This is a genomic window from Paenibacillus sp. 2TAB19 (assembly GCF_052115185.1).
Taxonomy (GTDB): Bacteria; Bacillota; Bacilli; order Paenibacillales; family Paenibacillaceae; genus Pristimantibacillus.
Map to the genome: position 1 here is coordinate 20,267 of NZ_JBFRGE010000021.1, position 18,069 is coordinate 38,335.

The window sequence follows — 18,069 nt, forward strand, 5'->3', positions numbered from 1 at the left end:
TCATACTCTATGCCCGAAGTATGTTCAAGTCTGAAAGTATGATAAAGTATGATATAAATATCAAGCGTATAAAGCTGACAAGGCCCTGGCGGCGACAGAAGCAGCACGGGAGGAACAATGATGGACTTACGAAAGCTTCGATTGGACGAACAAGCTCTTAGCACATTCAGCGAAGAGCGTGATGAATATGAACGCGACTACTCACGAATTATACAATCGCCCGCATTCCGCAGACTGCAAGGAAAATCGCAGGTGTTCGGCGCAGGTTCGGGCGACTATTATCGCACAAGGCTGACCCACTCGCTTGAGGTGTCGCAGATAGCTCGCGAGGTGGCACGAAGGCTTGGCAAGCAATATTCTTTTCTTTCCTTGGGCGAGCATCCTGGTCTTATGCTTGAGCCAGCCGTTGTGGAAATCGCCGCACTGGCGCATGACCTTGGGCATCCGCCATTCGGTCACAAGGGCGAAGAGGTGCTTAATTCGCTGCTGAGCGAGGAATATGGCATTAAGTACGAGGGCAATGCGCAGAACTTCCGAATCCTGATGTTTCTCGAGAAACGCGCGGGAAGCGGCAGCGGGCTCGATCTGACCGCAGCGGTACTGCTGGCCGTGAACAAATACCCTTTTGGGCTTGACGAGCCTGGCAGGCTCAAGGGCGTATACGGCACGGAATGGACAGAGATCGAACAGCTGCGAAACCTATGGAATATGCCCCTAGGCTGCTCCACACTCGAAGCGCAACTGATGGACCTATGCGATGATATCGCGTATTCCACGCACGATATCGAGGACGGTATTCGGGCCGGCAAAATTCAGATGAACCGCGCCTTCTTCGAAGACAGCCGCCTCATCGACCATCTCGTACAAGAGATTGTGAACGACAAAGGCAATATGGGCGTCGGCTGGGACCAGGTCGACATCCCTGCGATGGTGAAACGTGTGCTTGGCTCTTATTTCGAGCAATGGGAAGCGCTGTATGTTGGCTGCGACCGTGAGCCTTCGCGTGCAAGACGCGAGATGAAGGCGCGCTGGGTAAGCATCTTCGCCGGCAAGGTTGGCATTATTGATGATCAAGGCAAAAGCTGGAAGAAAGTAACGTTCGTGGACGGCGGCAAGCAGGACATCGAGCTGCTGCGCACGATGGAAATATTGAAGAAGCTGGCATGGGTAACGCTTATCAAGGATTTCCGTGTACAGCGTCTCCAAATGCGCAGCGAAATTATGATCCGCCGTCTGTGGGACAGCTTCAAAGTGCCCGAGTACGGCCGGCTGCTTATTCCGCCGGATTGGATCGATAACTTCGAGCATCACCGCAGCAAATGGAGTTGGCCGCGCTTCGTGGCGGATTACATCTCCGGCATGACGGACGCATACGCCGAGAAAGTGTATGCCGAGTTATATGCGAGCAAGTCAGGCTCGATTTATGAGGTAGACTAAAGAGACAACAACAAAGCCGCCAATGCATTGAGATGCTGAGCATCTCTCCTGCCTTGGCGGTTTTATTCATGTTCTAACTATATGTTGCTTACCGCACTGGCCGCAAGCGATGTAATGTAGTCGAAGAAGCGGTCCGGATCAACGTCGTAGACGAGGCTGACCGGCCTGCCTCCTTCCTTCTCGATCGTACGGCCTTGGCTAGGTCCTTCATCAATAACCGCGCTATGAACGGTCTTCACCTTAACAAGATCCGGGTTGCCGAGGGCAGCCGTCGTCAGCACATCCCACAAATAATACGTGGAGTTTGTCTCCATATACGTAAGCGGCGGACATACAGCATAACATTGCCCAACGAAATCAACACCCTCATGCTTGCGCAGCGAAGCCCAGCGGTTGCGCACCGCTACCGTTAGCGGCACTTTAATCGTACTTTCGAGTGCAACGAGCGTAATGGCAAGACTGCTTGCCCAGACCCTGGCTGCCGCCTCCGGATCCCAATAAGCGTTCCACTCAGCCGTTCCGTCATGCTCCGGCTCCAGCACATTGCCCTTCTCATTAAATGTTCCACCCATCCATACGAGACGCTCAATCTTGTCCTCAATGTCCGGCGCATCGTCCAGCGCTCTGGCCAGATCAGTGAGCGGACCCGTGAACAGCAGCGTCACCTTCTCCTCCGACTCGCGCAGCTTCTGAATCATATGCTTATGGGCAGGCAGATCGGATACGGCCGTCACCATCGTTCCCGATTCGTTCAAGATCGGCAGCGCATCTACATAGAACGTATGCATCCGCCATTCCGCAGGAAACGGATTAACGCCGCGTGAATTCGACCGAGCAACCTCGATAGCATCGCTGTCAGCGGCGCTTCCGAAGCGGTCGATGATTTTGCGGCTGGCCTTCACACCCGGTTCCAAGTAGCCGTCTGCTGGAATAACGGAAACACCCGTCAGTTCAACATTTTTCATCTGAAGCAGCAGAAACAGCGATACAAGATCGTCAACCCCTGCATCATGATTAAAATATAACTTCATATCCATCGCTCCTGTCTATTCTCAAGTATAAAACGATATATCGTTTGTCCATCCTAGTGGTGAGGAGGTGAATGTCAATGGCTAAGGATGTATTATGTGAAGTCAACTCCTGCAAGTATTGGGCAGCGGGTAATCATTGCGCCGCATCATCGATTTATGTCGTCAGCAACCGCGGCAAACAAGCGAGCAATTCCGAAGAAACCGACTGCAAAACGTTCGAACCAAAGATTTAATCGTACGAAGACGTCTTACATTAACAATGAGAAAGCGACGCAAGGCGACTGCCCGCGATCGGCTGTCCTAACCTTCTGGATCCGATTGGCTCTGTCTTCCTTGCGCCGCTGCTATTACGCCTATTTGCTAACCGGTATAACGCCGTAATGCTCCTCAAGCGTATCCCCGCTTTGCACAAGCTCTTGCGCCAATTCTTTGCCTACATAACGCAGATGCCATGGCTCGTATTGATATGTCGTAATGTCATCCTTGCCTTGCGGGTAACGCACGATGAATCCGTAATCCGCCGCATGCTCGTCAAGCCATGCCGACTCCGGCATATCGCCGAAGCAGTCTTCTACCGCACAGCTGCCATCGCTGGCCGTTACATCGATAGCCAGTCCCGTCTCATGCTCGCTTGTGCCCGGCACAGCACTGTATGTTTTAGCTTTCTCTAGGCCGTCTTTCTTCACATAGCGGTCAAAAAGCGACGTTTGCGTCGCATGCGAACGATAAGCAGATACGCCCGCAAGCGGCATGCCGTCCGCGTCTGCCGCCGCAAACAGTTGTTCAAGGGCGGTTGCAGCTTCTTGGCGCATCTTTCGCTTCTCGATTTTTTCATTAAATACGAATCGCACATCGGGATATACCAAGTCCGTTGGATTGTAATCCTCAGGCAGCATATTGACTGGATTAACCAGTGCCGTCACACTATCCGGCTCGGCAACGACGACCATTTCTTCCTGCGTCCTTACAGGATCTTGGGCTTGAACGTCAGGCGTGTCGCTTGGCTGCACCACGGTTTCTCCGGGATCGGCTTCGGCTTGTCCATCGCTAGCGAATATATTGCCCCACATCGTCTCCAGCGTTCCTGTCTTCACGAAGGAATAACCGATTGTGATGAGAAGGCATAATAATAAGATGAATCCTATTCTTCTTCGTCTTTTCATATTGCACCTCTTGCATTTATTTTTTTCCTAATAATTCTAATTCATTCATGGTATATGCTGAATACTTATTGTATAACAAAGTTATAGACTAGTGTAACCCGCCAAAAGTTACACTCCATTCGTTAGGATTAAATGAAAATAATGAGAACATCAATAATTCCGAAAATGATAATGATGTCAGTAAATTTTGTCTTGGACAATGAGGGGTCATTTGCCTTTGACATTGCGTGCTGAAAAAGAGCATAATGGTTGTAAATGAGTCGTAAACATTTATATTACTTGAAGCTTGCTGGCTACTCCGAGAGATAGCCTGTTTTTGCTGTGAAAGGTAGGCGATTATGTGTCATCTATAGCACCGAAACGTATCCTGAGCACTCGTCCCATCCTATTTTTCTCGTTTATTCTGCTTCTCAAAAGCTACTTAACTTGGATGGTTGTTTTTGAGGGTGGCGTATCGTGGACGACAATACTCAAGGAAGTTCCGTTCGTTCTCATCGTATTCTGCTTGATCGAATGGTTCGCATCGAAGCGGAAGCTTGTTTATTATTTGATTGCCAATCTAGTAATGACGCTTATACTATTCGCCGTTCTTATGTATTACAAGTATTATGGCGTCATCGTCACATACTTTGCTTTGGCCCAGGTCAATCAGGTTACCGCCGTCAAAAACAGCGTGTTCTCGCTGATGGACCCGTATTATTTGTTTATTTTCACCGACATCATCATTATGGCCGTTCTCCTGTTCGCCCGCAAAAAAGCGATCAACTGGAAGAAGGAAAGCTCGAAGAAGGAAAACAAACGTCTCGTTGTCGCTTTGTTTACGATTTCGATCGGCTTGTGCTTATTCAATATCCTGCCTAACCGTGCCAGCATGAATGAAATCGTGAAGGCCGAGCAGATGGGCATTCTCAACTATGAAGCGTACATGATCTTCTCGAACAAGGATCTCGAGTATGTCGACCCGAATCAAATTACGCAGCCCAAAATCGATTCGCTTAAAAACGCTCAACCGCCAATTGAGCCTATACTTTATAAATCGGCCGAAGGCAAAAATCTGATAATAGTTCAGATGGAATCTTTCCAAAACTTTCTCGTCAACCTGACGATCGACGGAAAAGAAATTACGCCGAACTTCAACAAGCTCGTGAATGAGAATTATTATTTCAAACATTTTTACCAGCAGGTTGGACAAGGTAACACATCCGACGCAGAGTTCGTCGTCAACTCGTCGCTGTATATACCGCCGCGCGGCGCAGCAACGCAGATGTATGCCGACAAAGAGCTTCCAAGCTTGCCGAAGCTGCTGAAAGCAAACGGCTATGATACGACTACTTTCCACACGAACGTCGTAGAGTTCTGGAATCGCGGCGAGCTTTATAAGGCACTTGGATTCGACCGTTATTACGATCAGAAGTTTTTTGGACATGAAGATACGGTATTCTTCGGTCCTTCCGATGAAATGCTGTACGCGAAGACTGCAGCAGAGCTGGAGCGCATGAGCGAAAGCGGCAAGCCTTTCTACTCGCATGTTATCTCGATGACATCGCATCACCCGTTCTCGATACCGGAAGACAAGTATCAAATGGAGCTTCCAGAACGCTATGAAGGCACGTTCGTAGGCGACTACATTCGCGGTCAGAACTATGCCGATTATGCGCTTGGACTTTTCATTCAAGACTTGAAGGATCGCGGCATATGGGATAATAGCTTGATCGTCATGTACGGCGACCATCTCGGCCTTCCGATCTACTCGCTGGATCGCGATGACAAAGAGCTTATGGCTGAAATTTACGGACGTGAATACGGTTATACCGATATGATTAACATCCCGCTCGTAATCATTAACCCTAGCGCTCCTGAAGCGAAAGTGTATGACCAATTGGGCGGTCAGATTGACGTATTGCCAACCGTGGCGAACTTGCTTGGCGTATCGCTCGACAACCAAATTCACTTCGGTCAGGACTTGTTCAATCAAACGTACAATGTGCTTCCGCAACGTTATTATTTGCCGAGCGGCTCATTCTTAAGCAGCCAAGAGCTGTTTATGTCTGGCAGCGGCTATGACGACGGCAAACATCTACCTCTCGCTGGCGACGGCGTGAACGAGCAGGAAGCAACGGAAGACGAGTACCAGCGTGCGCTGGAGCTTCTCAAGCTGTCCGACAGCTACGTGAACTCGTTGCCGAGCTGGAAGACAGACAAGTAAGTAACCGATAGCCAGCTAAGCTGATAGTTGAATATGCAGGTGAAGAACACCGCCTATCCTTTGGACGAATGTCCTTGGGATAGCGGTGTTTTTTGATCTTATCTTATCCTATTTGCTCTGCATCGCCGCTCAACACAATTGTCGCTCTCACCAACCATAAGCTGTGTTTCGCATCTTATCCCATACCAGTAACCTAAGTTTGCATGAATAGGATGCATTCCTCATCCTATTTGCTCTGCTTCGCCGCCCGCGCCCATCACAATCGTCGCTCTCACCAACCATAAGCTGTGTTTCGCATCTTATTCCATACAAGTAACTTAAGTTTGTACGAATAGGATGCATTCCTCATCCTATTTGCTCTGCAACGCCGCCCGCGCAGCGGATGAGACTGCTGTGGATAGCGCAATGCTTCATGCGACGCTTATGCCGGACGTTAGCTGCGGCAACAGAAAAGGGCCCGCTAAGCGCTCATATACGCTTAGCGGGCCCTTTCCTTGATCCGTTACAAGCTCTTAGCCGCCTCGAGCACTTCGGCTGCGTGGCCTTCCACGTTCACGCTGCGCCATTCCTTGGCGATCTTGCCTTGCTCATCCAGCAGGAAAGTCGAGCGCTCAATGCCCATGAACTCTTTGCCTTCCCAGCTGCGAAGCTTCCATACACCGAACAGCTCCGACACGGTATGCTCCGTATCCGACAGCAGCAGGAACGGCAGCTCATGCTTCTCGATGAATTGCTCATGCGACATCAGATCGTCTGGGCTAATGCCGATAACAGCCGTATTATGCTCAGCGAACTGTCCGTTGAAGTCGCGGAAGTCGCAGGATTCGGTCGTACAGCCCGGCGTCATATCCTTCGGATAAAAATAAATAACAAGCTTCTTGCCTGCATAATCAGCGAGTGCCGCTTCCTTGCCGTTAGATGCCTGCAGCTTGAAATTAGGCACCTGATCTCCTACCTGCAATACCGTTTGTCCCATCGCATATTCTCCTCTACTCTACTTATTATTAATTAATTTTGCTCGATGACGAGCTGTTGACCGCTCTCATATAAATGCAACTCACCAAGACCTCGTATGTCGGCAAGTATAGGGAAGCTCTCCGCCGTCTTATTCGTGAAGTGCCACCTGCCCCCTACCGTTCGAATAATGAACAGACCTTCATCATCGCCGATCGGATTAAAGCTGTCATCTCTCGTCTTGTACGTCGGTATGCCAAGCGCCTCGAGTGCATCCACTGCTGACCGCACATGGTGTGCCGGCAAACCAATTTCGCTAATGTTCAGCACATCCTGCTTCGCATCGAAAGGGCGGTCCACCTCGTTATCCATCGTATGACGCGCAATCAACTCCAATATATTACCCGCTGGATCGGCAAAATAGACCGAATGCGAATTCCACAAGGCACTATATGAGACATCCTCGCCTGCCTCAACGCCTAGCTGCACATGCCGGCTGATCCAAGCCTTCGCTTCATCCAGCTTATTCGATGGAATATTGAACGCGAAATGGTAATAAGGATCGTTTTCTGCGCTCTCCACGGATACGAACGTCAATCTAGAGTAGCCCGCCTGAAACGTAACACGCCCGCTCAAGCCTTCGTCTACAATCGGAAACTGCAGAGTTTCGTTGTAAAAGGATATAAGCCGATCCAACGGCTCAGCTGTTAGGAACTCCGCTCTGTCAATGAACATCGCATGCTTCATTCCTCTCGTAAAAGATAGACGCGCCCGTTACGAACGACTTAACGCTTTCGCGAGCATCGTCACCCGATCCGCCATATAAGCCCCATCCCAGCATGAGTTTCGTAAGCGCCGCTTCTACCGATAGCTTCTCGATCACAATCGCACCCGCCTCAATCAGCTTCAGCGACGAGGAATACATAGAATCCGAGCTGTCCTTAACCGGACAAAGGTAGACGTCAATCTGCTGTGTCTGGCAAGCTTCAATAAATCGAGTTAGGGAATACGGTTCTTCATCTACCGCGCAAGCCGTTCCCGAATGATGAAGATCATGCAGAATCGCCTTCGGCCGCCGCTCGTCACCCTCGCCAAACCGATAATAGCTATAATTCAATCCCGGATAGGGCTTCACGTATACGATGCTTGAATCTATAGCAAGCGATTCACTTTGCCATTCCGCCAAGCCGGTATCCTTCCGGCCGCGAAGCTGCTCCGGTGTCGGATTATGGTCATGCGCAAGCCGTACAAACTTACGATTGACCATTTTGCCGTAAGGCAGGTCATACGGACAACGAAACTGATCGGTGAACGATTCGCATTGCGTAATCCGAGTACCGAGATAGACAATGGGCTCGGCCTTGTCGTTCGCATAGACGACAAAAACGCCCGGCAGCTCGCCATCCAATATGTAATCTATCGAGTGGCTAAAGTTGCCGAGGCCGTTGCTCCGCTCGTCTTCTAAAGGATAATTGCTCGCCGTAAATACGAGCGGAATCGTAATATCAGCGAACAAGTAGCTGAACATCGCCGCTGAATATGCGAGCGTATCGGAGCCATGTGTCACAATTATGCCCGCATAGGACCGCCAGTCCGCTTCCTTGAGCGCGGCGGCTAAAATGCCCCAATGATTCGGCGTCATATTTTCGCTCAAAATATTAAGAGGCTGAATCGTATCCAATACGACTTCTTCGCGCTTCAAGCCGCTAGCCTGATAAGCGTCAAGCAAAGCATACGAGCCTGACTCATTCACCTGAATCTCGCGGCCTGCGCTTCTGCTGCCAATGGTCCCGCCTGTAAACACAATTAATAAGCGCTTCATAGACTTTACTCTTCCTTTCACCTAATCGACTATCCCTCTTATCGTATCGGCGATGCAGGAGAAGGTCAAACTGCATATAGAGATAGTGTAAGCGAATGAAGCAACGTCCATTCATCGTTACGCTTGTATGTTCCTACTCAGGCGATCGTTCCCACATCTCGTCAAGCTTTTCCAACAGATGCTCTCCCGTCCAATCTCCACGCAAATACTTTCTTAGCATGTCCGGTCCATTTTGCGTGTAATCCCCATTTTGAGCAAAGCCGCCTAATGTTCTCGTTCCCGCATAGCGTACAGGATTGTTATTCATAAGAATATAAGGAGCGAACGCTCCAGTTTTGAAAAACTCCGAGTCGTCCACATTATTATAGATCGGTATAACGCCGGTATCTTTGGCAAACTTCATATGGTTGTCTGTCGACGATAAGAAGGTGATCAGCTCCCATGCCTCGTTCTTATGCCCGGACTTGGACGAAATTCCCCATCCCGCCCCGCCGACACTGTAATAAGACACCCCATCGGGACCAGCTGGAAGCGGAGCAGTAGCCCAGATGCCGTACGCAAGCTTCTCCTCAATAAGCGCGATCGCGTCTGAATCTTGAATCAGCATCGCCGTCATGCCGTTCGCGAACGCTTCTACCTGCTCGTTGAACCCCCAATTAATAGATTCCGGAGGCGATGTGTCGGCGTATATATTCCGATACAGCTCTATAGCTTGGAGAGCTCCATCATCGGCAAATATAGACTTGCCGTCATGTCTGTACATCGGATCTCCCAGGTTCACATCGTCGCTGTTGTACGCCTGGATGATCTGATTCAACATTCGGGTAGCACCCGTTCCACCGCGGAAGGCATAGCCGAATTGGTTGCGCGGAGCGCTCGTAAGCTGCTTCCCGACAAAATACAACTGCTCCCACGTTTCAGGCACTTGAAGCGCCTTGGCTTCGAACAGATCTTTGCGATAATACAATTGCGACTGGTATAGACCGCTCGGAATGTAGTAAGGCGTACCGTCTAGACTGGTTGCAGCGGTACGAGCGTTCTCGCTTAACATGCTATATTGATCCCATTGCGCAACATAGGGCTGAAGGTTTTCAATAAGTCCCTCAGAGACAAGTGATTGCAAATTGCCGGTTCTCACTTCTACAATATCTATCCTTTGCTCCTCGCCAAGCAGCTTCATTATCGTCTTATCCGCCGTGGCGTAGTCGGTTGATACGAGTTCAACCTTAATGCTTGGATGCTGCCGTTCAAAAGCTTCAATAAGCGTCTGCAGCGATTTGGTTCGCACGTCATTAGGCAAGCTCTGTGCAATCCTAATCGTGATACGATCCGTCACACCAGGCGGACTGCTTTCTTGTCTGGTTATGTTCTCGTTATGAGAGGCGCATCCACTGAGCAAGATAAACACAAGTACGAGTAGTAGCAAAAGCTTATACCAGCCGCGCCTCCTCCACTTGTTATCCATTCCATACCCTCCCCGTAGCGCATTTCGTTGTGTCCTACCTTATTTATCGGTCGGCAACTCCCCATACAATACAGTTACGGCCTTGTTTCTTAGCGGAATATAATAAAATATCAGTTGCTTTCACGACATCGTCTGTCCATTCTCCCCGCCTTATAACGACGCCCAAGCTCCATATATACAAGACTGAGCAGCTGAATAATACGATTATGCGCCAAGTATCTGCTTTCGTATGATGAAAATAGTAAACGTATACAATTCCAGCAACTACTAAGAAGAACCATCTGGACAAGGAGAGGATTCTTTCAAGAAAATGGTCGTTTTTGAAGTTCATGCTTTCAGCACATCCAATGAGGATCATATGAGTAACCTTGGTCTTATTTTACCACAACGGGCTGTCTAGATCATCACAACGATGGCAGATTAACTTCCGTCCCAAGCTTTGCTTAAATATTTCCGATATTGTAAATAATAATAATAATCATTGTCAATGATGATAAGAGCCACACAATGACGAAGATGGAAAATGGCTATTGACTTCAATACGATATATCGTTAACTTAGTAATACGATATATCGTATTATACAAGCGAGGTGAGACCTACTATGCATCCACATAAAGAACCTGGCTCCGGCAAACGTTACTTCGGCCGCGGCGGCGTGAAGATTGCGCTGCTCAGACTGCTCGCCGAGGAGCCGATGCACGGCTATCAGATTATGAAGACGCTGGAGGAGCAATCCGGCGGTCTCTATATTCCTAGCGCAGGCAGCATCTACCCGACACTGCAAGCACTGGAGGAAAAAGGCTTCGTCTCGGTCAGAGAGGACGACGGCAGCAAAAAGGTTTACTCGATCACCGAACAAGGTCGATCCGCCCTCTCCCTGCTTCCCGAACGCCCCAAACGGGACGAAAACGGGAAACTGCCTCCCGAAGTGGAAGCCTATCGATTCGAGAAGATGAGACGCAAGCTTGGCCTATCGAACGAGTCCTTCGACCTGCTTCGTCTTGTGACGCGCGCCGAGCAAGAAGCTTCGGCAAGCAAGGAGCTCTCGTCCAAGCTTCAATCGCTGTTATCGCAGCAGCAGCAGCAGATCAATTCGTTGCTTGATGCATACGCACAGCAGGCGTCCGGCGCTATCGAGGAAACGGAGTGATGCGAGCATGAACCCGAATCCAGGTTTTATGGGCAATCGAATGCCGCCTTTACCGGCCAAGAAACCAGCTCGCGGCAGTATATGGAGCATGTACAAGCGAATGTTTCTCCATGTGCGAGCGCAATGGATGCTCATGGCAGCCGCCTTCATCTGCATCATTGCCGTATCGCTGCTTGAGTTCGCCATTCCGCGTCTTACGCAATGGACGATTGACGACATCATTCCAAGTCAGCGTTACGACAGCTTGATTTGGGTAGCGCTGGGCGTGCTAGGTACGGCGTTGCTGCTAGGGCTGTTCAATTATTTAAGCAGCTTATTAATGGCTTCCGTCGGCCAGCGCGCCGTATACGACATACGCGGCGAGCTGTATCGGCATATTCAGCGGCTTGATATCGGCTTCTTCGACCGCAACCGCACAGGCGATCTAATGTCGCGCGTCACGAACGATGTGAACATGCTTCAGCAGCTCGTCTCGTCGGGCATGATGTCGATCATAACCGACTGGTTCACCTTCATCGCCGTCGCTGCTTATATGATGTGGATCAACTGGCAGTTAACGCTCATCGTGCTCGCAACGTTTCCGCTTATGCTTCTTACGACGCAATTTTTCGGCAAGCGGATGCGAGCGGCCTTTAAGAAAGTGCAAGAGACGGTAGCCGAGGTAAGCAACCATCTGCAAGATACGTTATCATCCATTCGACTCATTAAATCTTTTTCCAACGAAGACTTCGAAGCTGAACGCTTTGCGCTGCGAAGCGAGAGCAATATGAAGGCGAATCTGCATGCCGTGAAGACGCGGGCTGTGTTCGAGCCGGTGATCGACATGCTCTTGTTCATTGGACTCGCTGCCGTATTGCTGTTCGGAGCACGCTTCACGATGGACGGAAGCATGACGATCGGCACCATCGTTGCCTTTATGGCATACCTTCGCCTGCTGCAAAATCCGATCCGCCGCTTCAGCCGCACCATTAATACGATTCAACAATCGGCTGCCGCTTACGAGCGAATCGTCGATATATTAGGCACGCAGCCGCAAATTGCCGATGCTCCGGATGCTATTACGCTGACCCATGTGCAAGGGCACGTCGTCTTCGACAACGTCAGCTTCGCCTATCACAATGATGTGCCGGTGCTGTCGAAATTTGAATTCGAGATTGCTCCGGGCAAGATTACCGCCATCGTCGGATCTTCCGGTGCCGGCAAGTCGACGATTACGCATTTGATGACGCGGTTCTATGACCCTCAGGAGGGTACGGTATCGCTCGACGGCATTTCGCTTAAGCAATTGAAGCTGGCGTCCATGCGCTCGCATCTTGGCATCGTTTCGCAGGATATTGTGCTGCTGAACGGTACGATACGCGAGAACATCGTGTACGGGAAGCAAGGCGCGTCCGATGAAGAAATCGAGGCTGCCGCGCGGGCCGCAAGCGCGCATGAGTTCATTATGTCGTTCCCGCAAGGCTATGACTCCCAGATCGGAGAACGAGGGGTGAAGCTGTCCGGAGGACAGAAGCAGCGCATATCGATCGCCCGCGCCATACTGAAAAATCCAGCCATCATCATACTGGACGAGGCAACCTCCTCGCTCGATACGGAATCCGAGAAGTCGATTCAAGATGCTCTCGCGCACTTGCTCGAAGGCCGCACCTGCCTCGTCATCGCGCATCGGCTGTCAACGATTCAGCAGGCCGATACGATCTACGTGCTGGATAAAGGCGTTATCCTCGAATCCGGCACGCATGATGAGCTGCTTACGGCGCAAGGCAGGTACAAGCAGCTATATGAGCTGCAGTTCCCTCAGCAGGAGGCTGCCGCACCTGCCGCTGAACCACAGCTGGAGCTGCAACGAACGAAGAAACTTTAGTCGCATTATCAAGTCTCGCGGCAAAGACCTCATATTCCACCAATTTCAGCTGACTTGGGAGAAATAGAGAACCGATCTCTATCTCACATAAAGCCTCCACATAAACAACAAAAACCGTCCCAACAGCCTACTGGCTATTGGGACGGCCTCTTTCATTTATCAACAAACATCTGACTTACTTCGGGTCATGCGAGGCAATGCGAGCTCGCTGACCGTGCGAACCGATGGAAGCGCCGGAGTCGGCATCACGCTCGCGTCCCATGAACGGCCACCAGTTGGCTGGGCCGAACATGCGAACCATGACCGGTATGAACAACGGCAGCATAACCATCGCATACAAGAACAACCCGCACAGGACGATCGTTGCGATTTGCAGCAGCGACATGACTCCCGATGGAAGCATCGCCGCGAACGTGCCGCCGAGAATGACGGCTGCGGACATAATGACGGTACCCATATTTTTCATCGCTTCAAGGATCGCCTCGGAAGGCGACAGGTGGCGATATTCCTTGAATCGATCCATTAAGAAGATGCTGTAGTCGATGCCGAGCGCCACCAGCATGACGAAGCCGAAGAACGGCACGGCCCAGCTGACGCCCGAGTAACCAAGCAAACGTACGAATATAACTTCCGTAATCGCCATCGAAGTGTAGAACGTAACGAGCAGCGAGGCGATCATATAGAGCGGCATAATGATTGAACGGAACAGCACGATCAGAATGATCGCTATGCCGATCAGCATGAGCACAACCGTCTTCGAATAATCGGCCGACGATATATTGCTCAGATCGTGGTTCATGCTCGTCACGCCGCCGATTGCAATCTCGGCATCGCTATACGCCGTGCCTTGCAGAGCCCGTTCCACGGCTGCTTCCAGCGAAGGAACTTCAGCCATTGTATCTTGCTCGTAAGGATTCGTACGGAATACGACATCGAACTTAGCCGTATGGCGATCCTCGGACATATACACATTAAGTGCCGTTTGGAACTCTTCGTTCGCAATCGCTTCTTCGGGAATATACCAGCCCGTCATTTGTTTATTCGGCGAATCTGCCAAACCATTCAAGTAACCGCCAGCCGACTGCAGGCCATCCGTCACTTGCGTAAGTCCGCTGACACTATCGTCGAGTCCGCTCGTCAGCTCGCCGAGCTGATCACCAAGCGCCGCGAAGCCCGACTGCAGCTCCTTCTGCCCTTCTGACAGTTGACCAAGACCCTGCGTTACGCCCGGCAGCTTGGAAACGATCTGCCCCTGGCCTGCCGCTGCCTGCTCAATGCCCTTCTGCAGCTCGGCAATGCCGGCTGCCAATCGTTCAAGTCCGCCTGCAAGCGCGGATTGGCCTTGCGAGGCTTGCGTGAACCCAGCATTCGCCTGCTTCATGCCGGTATTGATTGCGCCAAGCTGCGCGTTCATCTGCGCAAGCTGGGCGTGAACGCCGGCAGCGCTTTGCTGCAGCTGGGCGAGCGCGCCAAGCGCCTCCTGGAATGCGGCATCTTCCGCCAGTCCAGGATAGTTGTCCGTCAGCCCGCTTAAGCCTTGCTGCACGCCGGCCAGCCCTTCCGCCAGCTTCGCCTGCTCAGCGGCGACTGCGCTATAAGCGCCGGTCAACTGATCCAGACCGCCGCCAAGCTGCTCATAGCTGCCCGCAAGCTCCGTGCTCGCAGCAGCCAATTGAACCGCGCTGGCATGCGCCTGCTCAAGCCCAGCGGTTAACTCCTTCGCTCCGGCCGAGCCGTCCAGCAGCCCTTGCTCGATCTTGCTCAGACCAGCGCCAAGCTGCTCGACGCCCGTCTTCAGCTCATTCGTGCCGGAGACGAGTTCTCCAGCACCGTCGACCGCTTCGGCCAGCTTCGGCGCATTCTCGTTCAGCGCGCTGCTCGCCTCGGACAAGCCGCTGCCGATCTTGCCGAGTCCTTCGCCGCTCTGTCCAAGTCCATCCTCGAGCGTACCGACCTGGTCGGCGACGAGGAATTGCTCCATCGCCTCGCCCATCGGCCGCGTGGCGCTGCGAACCGCCTTCACGCCTTCGGCCTTCGCCAGCTCGCGGCTCGCCTGCTCCAGCGCTGCCAGTCCCTCCGGCGTATCCAGCGGCTGATCGGTCTTCACGACGACCGTCGTTGGCAACGATTCGCCTGGTCCGAACCCTTCCGCAATAATATTGAATGCTTTAACGGAATCGTATTTGTCGCCGATCTCGTCAAGCGAATTGAATGAGATAGAGCCCTTATAAGCGGTGAGGAACGGTACAACAATAACCGCCAATATCACAAGCGCCCATACCGGCTTCTTCAGCGAGAAGCTGCCGACAGCGCCCCATAGCTTGCTCGGCTTATGCTCCAATGAGCCCTTCGCCGGCCAGAACAGCGCCTTGCCCAACACAGCCATAAAGAACGGGACGATGGTGAACAGCGCAATGAGCAGCACCGCTACGCCAACAGCGACCGCAACGGCCGAACGATACAGCATAAACGTCGAGAAGCCGATTGACGCGAAGCCGACCAGCACCGCAAGCCCGGAGAACAACACCGTTCTGCCTGCCGTGCGATACGTATGAACGATCGCTTCCGTAATGTCGCCGCGATGGGCTAGCTCTTCCTTGAATCGGCTGATCAACAGAATGCAATAGTCCGTGCCTATGCCGAACAAGACGGCAACGAGGAAAATTTGCGTAAAGTTCGATAGCGGAAAGTCGGCATACTTCACGAGGAATGCGACTATCGACTGTGAGGTGAGGTAAGTAAAGCCCACCGCCAGCAGCGGCACAATCGGCGCAACCGCCGAACGGAAGACGATGAACAAGATGATAAGTATGAATCCGACCGTAATAAGCTCCGTCTTCTTAAGCCCTTCCTGCGAGCTCTGCACAACATCCTCGGAGATAATCCAGTTGCCGGTATAATAATGCTCAATGCCGATATCGGACAGCGACTCATACAGACCGTCCTTCAGCTCGACCAGCTCCCGGTCGCCGGCCTCGACGCTCAAAAGCGTCAGAACGGTGCTGCCGTCCTCGGACACCATCTGCGGTTTCAGCTCAGGCGTATCGAAGTGGCTTGTAACCGACGTGACGCCGATGGCCTCGCCTTCAGCCTTCAGCTTATCAACGCCGCCCTTCACTTCGGCTAGGTCGCTTTCCGATAAGCCGCCTTCCTTATGGAAGACGAGCACGGTCGCCATGCCGCTTGCGCCATCGTCGCCTCCCACTTCCTTCACGAGCTCGCTAGCGATATGCGAGGAGTAACCTTCCGGCACGCCGATCTGTCCTTTGGTCCGTACAAGCTCCCCCATTGCCGGCGCGGTAATCATCAGCCCTGCTGCCACCGCAATCCATAATACAAGCACTAACCACTTCAGCTTCAGTATGACTCTCATTCTCTCTCTGCTCTCCCTTCACGATTACGCTTCATAGCCTTATTGTGGTTTGCCTAGTTCATGAGCGAGCTTCTCGAACGTCTGAATGAACGTGATCGCTTCCTGCTCGTCGAACGGGCTGATATACTTTAGCAGCAGCTCATACATCTTTACATCCATCTCGTCAAAAAGCTGCTTTCCCTCCTTTGTCAGCGCTAAATACGTGACGCGCCGATCCTTCTCATCAGGCAGACGATAAATCAGATTCTTGTCGAAAAGGCGATTAATAATGGCCGTAATCGAGCTTTTGCCCACGCAGAAAATATCAGCCAGCTCCGAGGACGTGCTCCGCCCCTGGCTATGCAAATATCGCAGCGTCGAGAACTGGTCGATCGTCAGCTCTTCCGGCATCAGCTCGCGTATCAAAGCGTTTAATCGGCGGTTAACCAAGAAGTGGGCAGCCTCGTAGCGATGTATAATTTCTTTGGATAGTTTGAGATCCATTCCCGCATCAGATCCTCCTTCTCTGTCGTAATGGTCCGAACACTAATGACTTCAATGACTCGGACAAACTAATTCTACTGTAGAACTATTCGATATTCGAACTATATCAAAGACGCGGTTCGAATGCAACGCGTCAATAATGAACATATCGTGAACGGGCTAGAATTGTCCGATTGATTTTTGCCGCGGAACATTTATATAATATTGGCGAAAACGAAAGAGGAACGAAATAAATACATTTGGAGGTTGGACGCGTGTACGATATTGCAATTATCGGAGCTGGACCCGCAGGAGCAAGCGCAGCGATCTTTAGCGCGAAGGCAGGCAAAAAGACAGTCATGTTCGAAAATAACAAAGGGATGACGAAACGCGCATGGTTCGAGAACCATTACGGCGTTGTCGAAATCGGCGGTCCCGATCTCATCGAGACAGGCAAGAAGCAGGCGCTCAAATTCGGCACCGAGATTAAGGAGGAAACCGTTCAGAACATTACTGTCATCGAAGGCGGCTTCATGATTGAATCCGATGGCGGAGCTTACGAGGCAAAGCATGTCCTGCTCGCTACCGGAGCCGCAACTGACCTTGCCGAGCATATCGGCGTTCAGACAAAAGCGGGTACTGAGCCGCGCATCAAGACGGTAGTCGCTGTCGATCCAAGCGGCAAAACGAACATTCCCGGAATCTGGGCCGCTGGAACGGTAGCAGGCGTAAGCGTTCATGCGATCATTACGGCCGGCGACGGCGCCAAAGCTGCTATCAACATCATTAGCGAAATGAATGGCGAGCGTTATGTCGATCACGACGTACTGAAAGCTTAGTTTTCAAGTTTGCGCAAGGTGAAAAGGCTGTCGCTACGCACGAACCGTTAGCTGCGTCTTTGCGCAGCTCGGTTCTGTGCCATCCTTGGTGGCGAGGCGCGTTTCATTCCGGTGAAGTATAGGCATGAGGTATAGTGTGAAACTATATTCCTATACTTCAAAAAAAGAAGGAATTTAGAATAAATTGTCGAATATTAGGTGAAAAGCCGAATAGGCAAAGGGCAAACTATGCGAAAGCATAGGACGCAAAGCTACGGGTCTACAGCGTAATGACGCCATGATCGCCGGGTTACCCTAATGA

At 51.4% G+C, this 18,069-nt stretch carries 14 protein-coding genes and 1 riboswitch; of the genes, 6 read left to right on the forward strand and 8 right to left on the reverse strand.

Annotation, left to right across the window (positions count from 1 at the left end; all coding sequences use genetic code 11):
• Window positions 1-120: 120 nt before the first annotated feature.
• Window positions 121-1,437 carry a deoxyguanosinetriphosphate triphosphohydrolase family protein gene (locus AB4Z33_RS11695; protein ID WP_442050162.1) on the forward strand — a complete coding sequence of 439 codons (1,317 nt, stop codon included), beginning with the start codon at window positions 121-123 and terminating at the stop codon, window positions 1,435-1,437.
• A 77-nt stretch (window positions 1,438-1,514) separates the two neighbouring features.
• Here AB4Z33_RS11695 and AB4Z33_RS11700 read toward each other — a convergent pair whose 3' ends face one another.
• On the reverse strand, window positions 1,515-2,474 hold the full coding sequence (locus tag AB4Z33_RS11700) for a nucleoside hydrolase (RefSeq protein ID WP_442050103.1): 960 nt from the start codon (window positions 2,472-2,474) through the stop codon (window positions 1,515-1,517).
• A gap of 71 nt (window positions 2,475-2,545) precedes the next feature.
• On the opposite strand from AB4Z33_RS11700, the gene AB4Z33_RS11705 reads away from it, so the two are divergent.
• The gene (locus tag AB4Z33_RS11705) at window positions 2,546-2,701 is read left to right on the forward strand and encodes a DUF1540 domain-containing protein (protein ID WP_169084362.1); all 156 of its coding nucleotides are present in this window, start codon (window positions 2,546-2,548) and stop codon (window positions 2,699-2,701) included.
• A gap of 120 nt (window positions 2,702-2,821) precedes the next feature.
• On the opposite strand, the gene AB4Z33_RS11710 is transcribed toward AB4Z33_RS11705, so the two are convergent.
• Window positions 2,822-3,631: a M15 family metallopeptidase gene (locus AB4Z33_RS11710; protein ID WP_442050104.1), complete on the reverse strand. Its 810-nt coding sequence runs from the start codon at window positions 3,629-3,631 to the stop codon at window positions 2,822-2,824.
• A gap of 340 nt (window positions 3,632-3,971) precedes the next feature.
• Here AB4Z33_RS11710 and AB4Z33_RS11715 point away from each other — a divergent pair, with 340 nt between their 5' ends.
• Window positions 3,972-5,837: an LTA synthase family protein gene (locus AB4Z33_RS11715; protein WP_442050105.1), complete on the forward strand. Its 1,866-nt coding sequence runs from the start codon at window positions 3,972-3,974 to the stop codon at window positions 5,835-5,837.
• 502 nt (window positions 5,838-6,339) lie between these two features.
• Here AB4Z33_RS11715 and bcp read toward each other — a convergent pair.
• From bcp to AB4Z33_RS11735, 4 genes are all read right to left on the reverse strand, one after another.
• Window positions 6,340-6,813, reverse strand: coding sequence for a thioredoxin-dependent thiol peroxidase (gene bcp, locus AB4Z33_RS11720; protein ID WP_442050106.1), 474 nt, complete (start codon window positions 6,811-6,813; stop codon window positions 6,340-6,342).
• 32 nt (window positions 6,814-6,845) lie between these two features.
• A complete protein-coding gene (locus tag AB4Z33_RS11725) occupies window positions 6,846-7,526 on the reverse strand; it encodes a VOC family protein (protein WP_442050107.1) in 681 nt (226 codons plus the stop codon).
• The gene (locus AB4Z33_RS11730) at window positions 7,516-8,613 is read right to left on the reverse strand and encodes an asparaginase (protein WP_442050108.1); all 1,098 of its coding nucleotides are present in this window, start codon (window positions 8,611-8,613) and stop codon (window positions 7,516-7,518) included. The genes AB4Z33_RS11725 and AB4Z33_RS11730 overlap by 11 nt, the downstream gene beginning before the upstream one ends.
• A 133-nt stretch (window positions 8,614-8,746) precedes the next feature.
• On the reverse strand, window positions 8,747-10,078 hold the full coding sequence (locus AB4Z33_RS11735) for an ABC transporter substrate-binding protein (protein ID WP_442050109.1): 1,332 nt from the start codon (window positions 10,076-10,078) through the stop codon (window positions 8,747-8,749).
• A gap of 603 nt (window positions 10,079-10,681) precedes the next feature.
• On the opposite strand from AB4Z33_RS11735, the gene AB4Z33_RS11740 reads away from it, so the two are divergent.
• Both AB4Z33_RS11740 and AB4Z33_RS11745 read left to right on the forward strand, forming a co-directional pair.
• A complete protein-coding gene (locus tag AB4Z33_RS11740) occupies window positions 10,682-11,230 on the forward strand; it encodes a PadR family transcriptional regulator (RefSeq protein WP_442050110.1) in 549 nt (182 codons plus the stop codon).
• 7 nt (window positions 11,231-11,237) lie between these two features.
• Window positions 11,238-13,094, forward strand: coding sequence for an ABC transporter ATP-binding protein (locus AB4Z33_RS11745; protein WP_442050111.1), 1,857 nt, complete (start codon window positions 11,238-11,240; stop codon window positions 13,092-13,094).
• A 175-nt stretch (window positions 13,095-13,269) separates the two neighbouring features.
• Here AB4Z33_RS11745 and AB4Z33_RS11750 read toward each other — a convergent pair whose 3' ends face one another.
• Both AB4Z33_RS11750 and AB4Z33_RS11755 read right to left on the reverse strand, forming a co-directional pair.
• Complete coding sequence (locus AB4Z33_RS11750) at window positions 13,270-16,467, reverse strand: MMPL family transporter (RefSeq protein WP_442050112.1); 3,198 nt, start codon at window positions 16,465-16,467, stop codon at window positions 13,270-13,272.
• 39 nt (window positions 16,468-16,506) lie between these two features.
• Window positions 16,507-16,950, reverse strand: a complete 444-nt coding sequence (locus AB4Z33_RS11755; RefSeq protein WP_442050113.1) for a MarR family winged helix-turn-helix transcriptional regulator — start codon at window positions 16,948-16,950, stop codon at window positions 16,507-16,509.
• Window positions 16,951-17,204: 254 nt separating this feature from the next.
• Between AB4Z33_RS11755 and AB4Z33_RS11760 the strand changes: the two genes are divergently transcribed.
• Complete coding sequence (locus AB4Z33_RS11760; RefSeq protein WP_442050114.1) at window positions 17,205-17,768, forward strand: FAD-dependent oxidoreductase; 564 nt, start codon at window positions 17,205-17,207, stop codon at window positions 17,766-17,768.
• A gap of 210 nt (window positions 17,769-17,978) precedes the next feature.
• A riboswitch (cyclic di-GMP riboswitch) is annotated at window positions 17,979-18,065 on the forward strand.
• Window positions 18,066-18,069: the final 4 nt, after the last annotated feature.

What these genes read in the sequence shown, in the direction of transcription:
- AB4Z33_RS11695 (WP_442050162.1), top strand. Translation starts at nt 121, where the DNA reads ATGGACTTACGAAAGCTTCGATTGGACGAACAAGCTCTTAGCACATTC.
- AB4Z33_RS11700 (WP_442050103.1), bottom strand. Translation starts at nt 2,474, where the DNA reads ATGGATATGAAGTTATATTTTAATCATGATGCAGGGGTTGACGATCTT.
- AB4Z33_RS11705 (WP_169084362.1), top strand. Translation starts at nt 2,546, where the DNA reads ATGGCTAAGGATGTATTATGTGAAGTCAACTCCTGCAAGTATTGGGCA.
- AB4Z33_RS11710 (WP_442050104.1), bottom strand. Translation starts at nt 3,631, where the DNA reads ATGAAAAGACGAAGAAGAATAGGATTCATCTTATTATTATGCCTTCTC.
- bcp (WP_442050106.1), bottom strand. Translation starts at nt 6,813, where the DNA reads ATGGGACAAACGGTATTGCAGGTAGGAGATCAGGTGCCTAATTTCAAG.
- AB4Z33_RS11725 (WP_442050107.1), bottom strand. Translation starts at nt 7,526, where the DNA reads ATGTTCATTGACAGAGCGGAGTTCCTAACAGCTGAGCCGTTGGATCGG.
- AB4Z33_RS11730 (WP_442050108.1), bottom strand. Translation starts at nt 8,613, where the DNA reads ATGAAGCGCTTATTAATTGTGTTTACAGGCGGGACCATTGGCAGCAGA.
- AB4Z33_RS11735 (WP_442050109.1), bottom strand. Translation starts at nt 10,078, where the DNA reads ATGGATAACAAGTGGAGGAGGCGCGGCTGGTATAAGCTTTTGCTACTA.
- AB4Z33_RS11740 (WP_442050110.1), top strand. Translation starts at nt 10,682, where the DNA reads ATGCATCCACATAAAGAACCTGGCTCCGGCAAACGTTACTTCGGCCGC.
- AB4Z33_RS11745 (WP_442050111.1), top strand. Translation starts at nt 11,238, where the DNA reads ATGAACCCGAATCCAGGTTTTATGGGCAATCGAATGCCGCCTTTACCG.
- AB4Z33_RS11750 (WP_442050112.1), bottom strand. Translation starts at nt 16,467, where the DNA reads ATGAGAGTCATACTGAAGCTGAAGTGGTTAGTGCTTGTATTATGGATT.
- AB4Z33_RS11755 (WP_442050113.1), bottom strand. Translation starts at nt 16,950, where the DNA reads ATGGATCTCAAACTATCCAAAGAAATTATACATCGCTACGAGGCTGCC.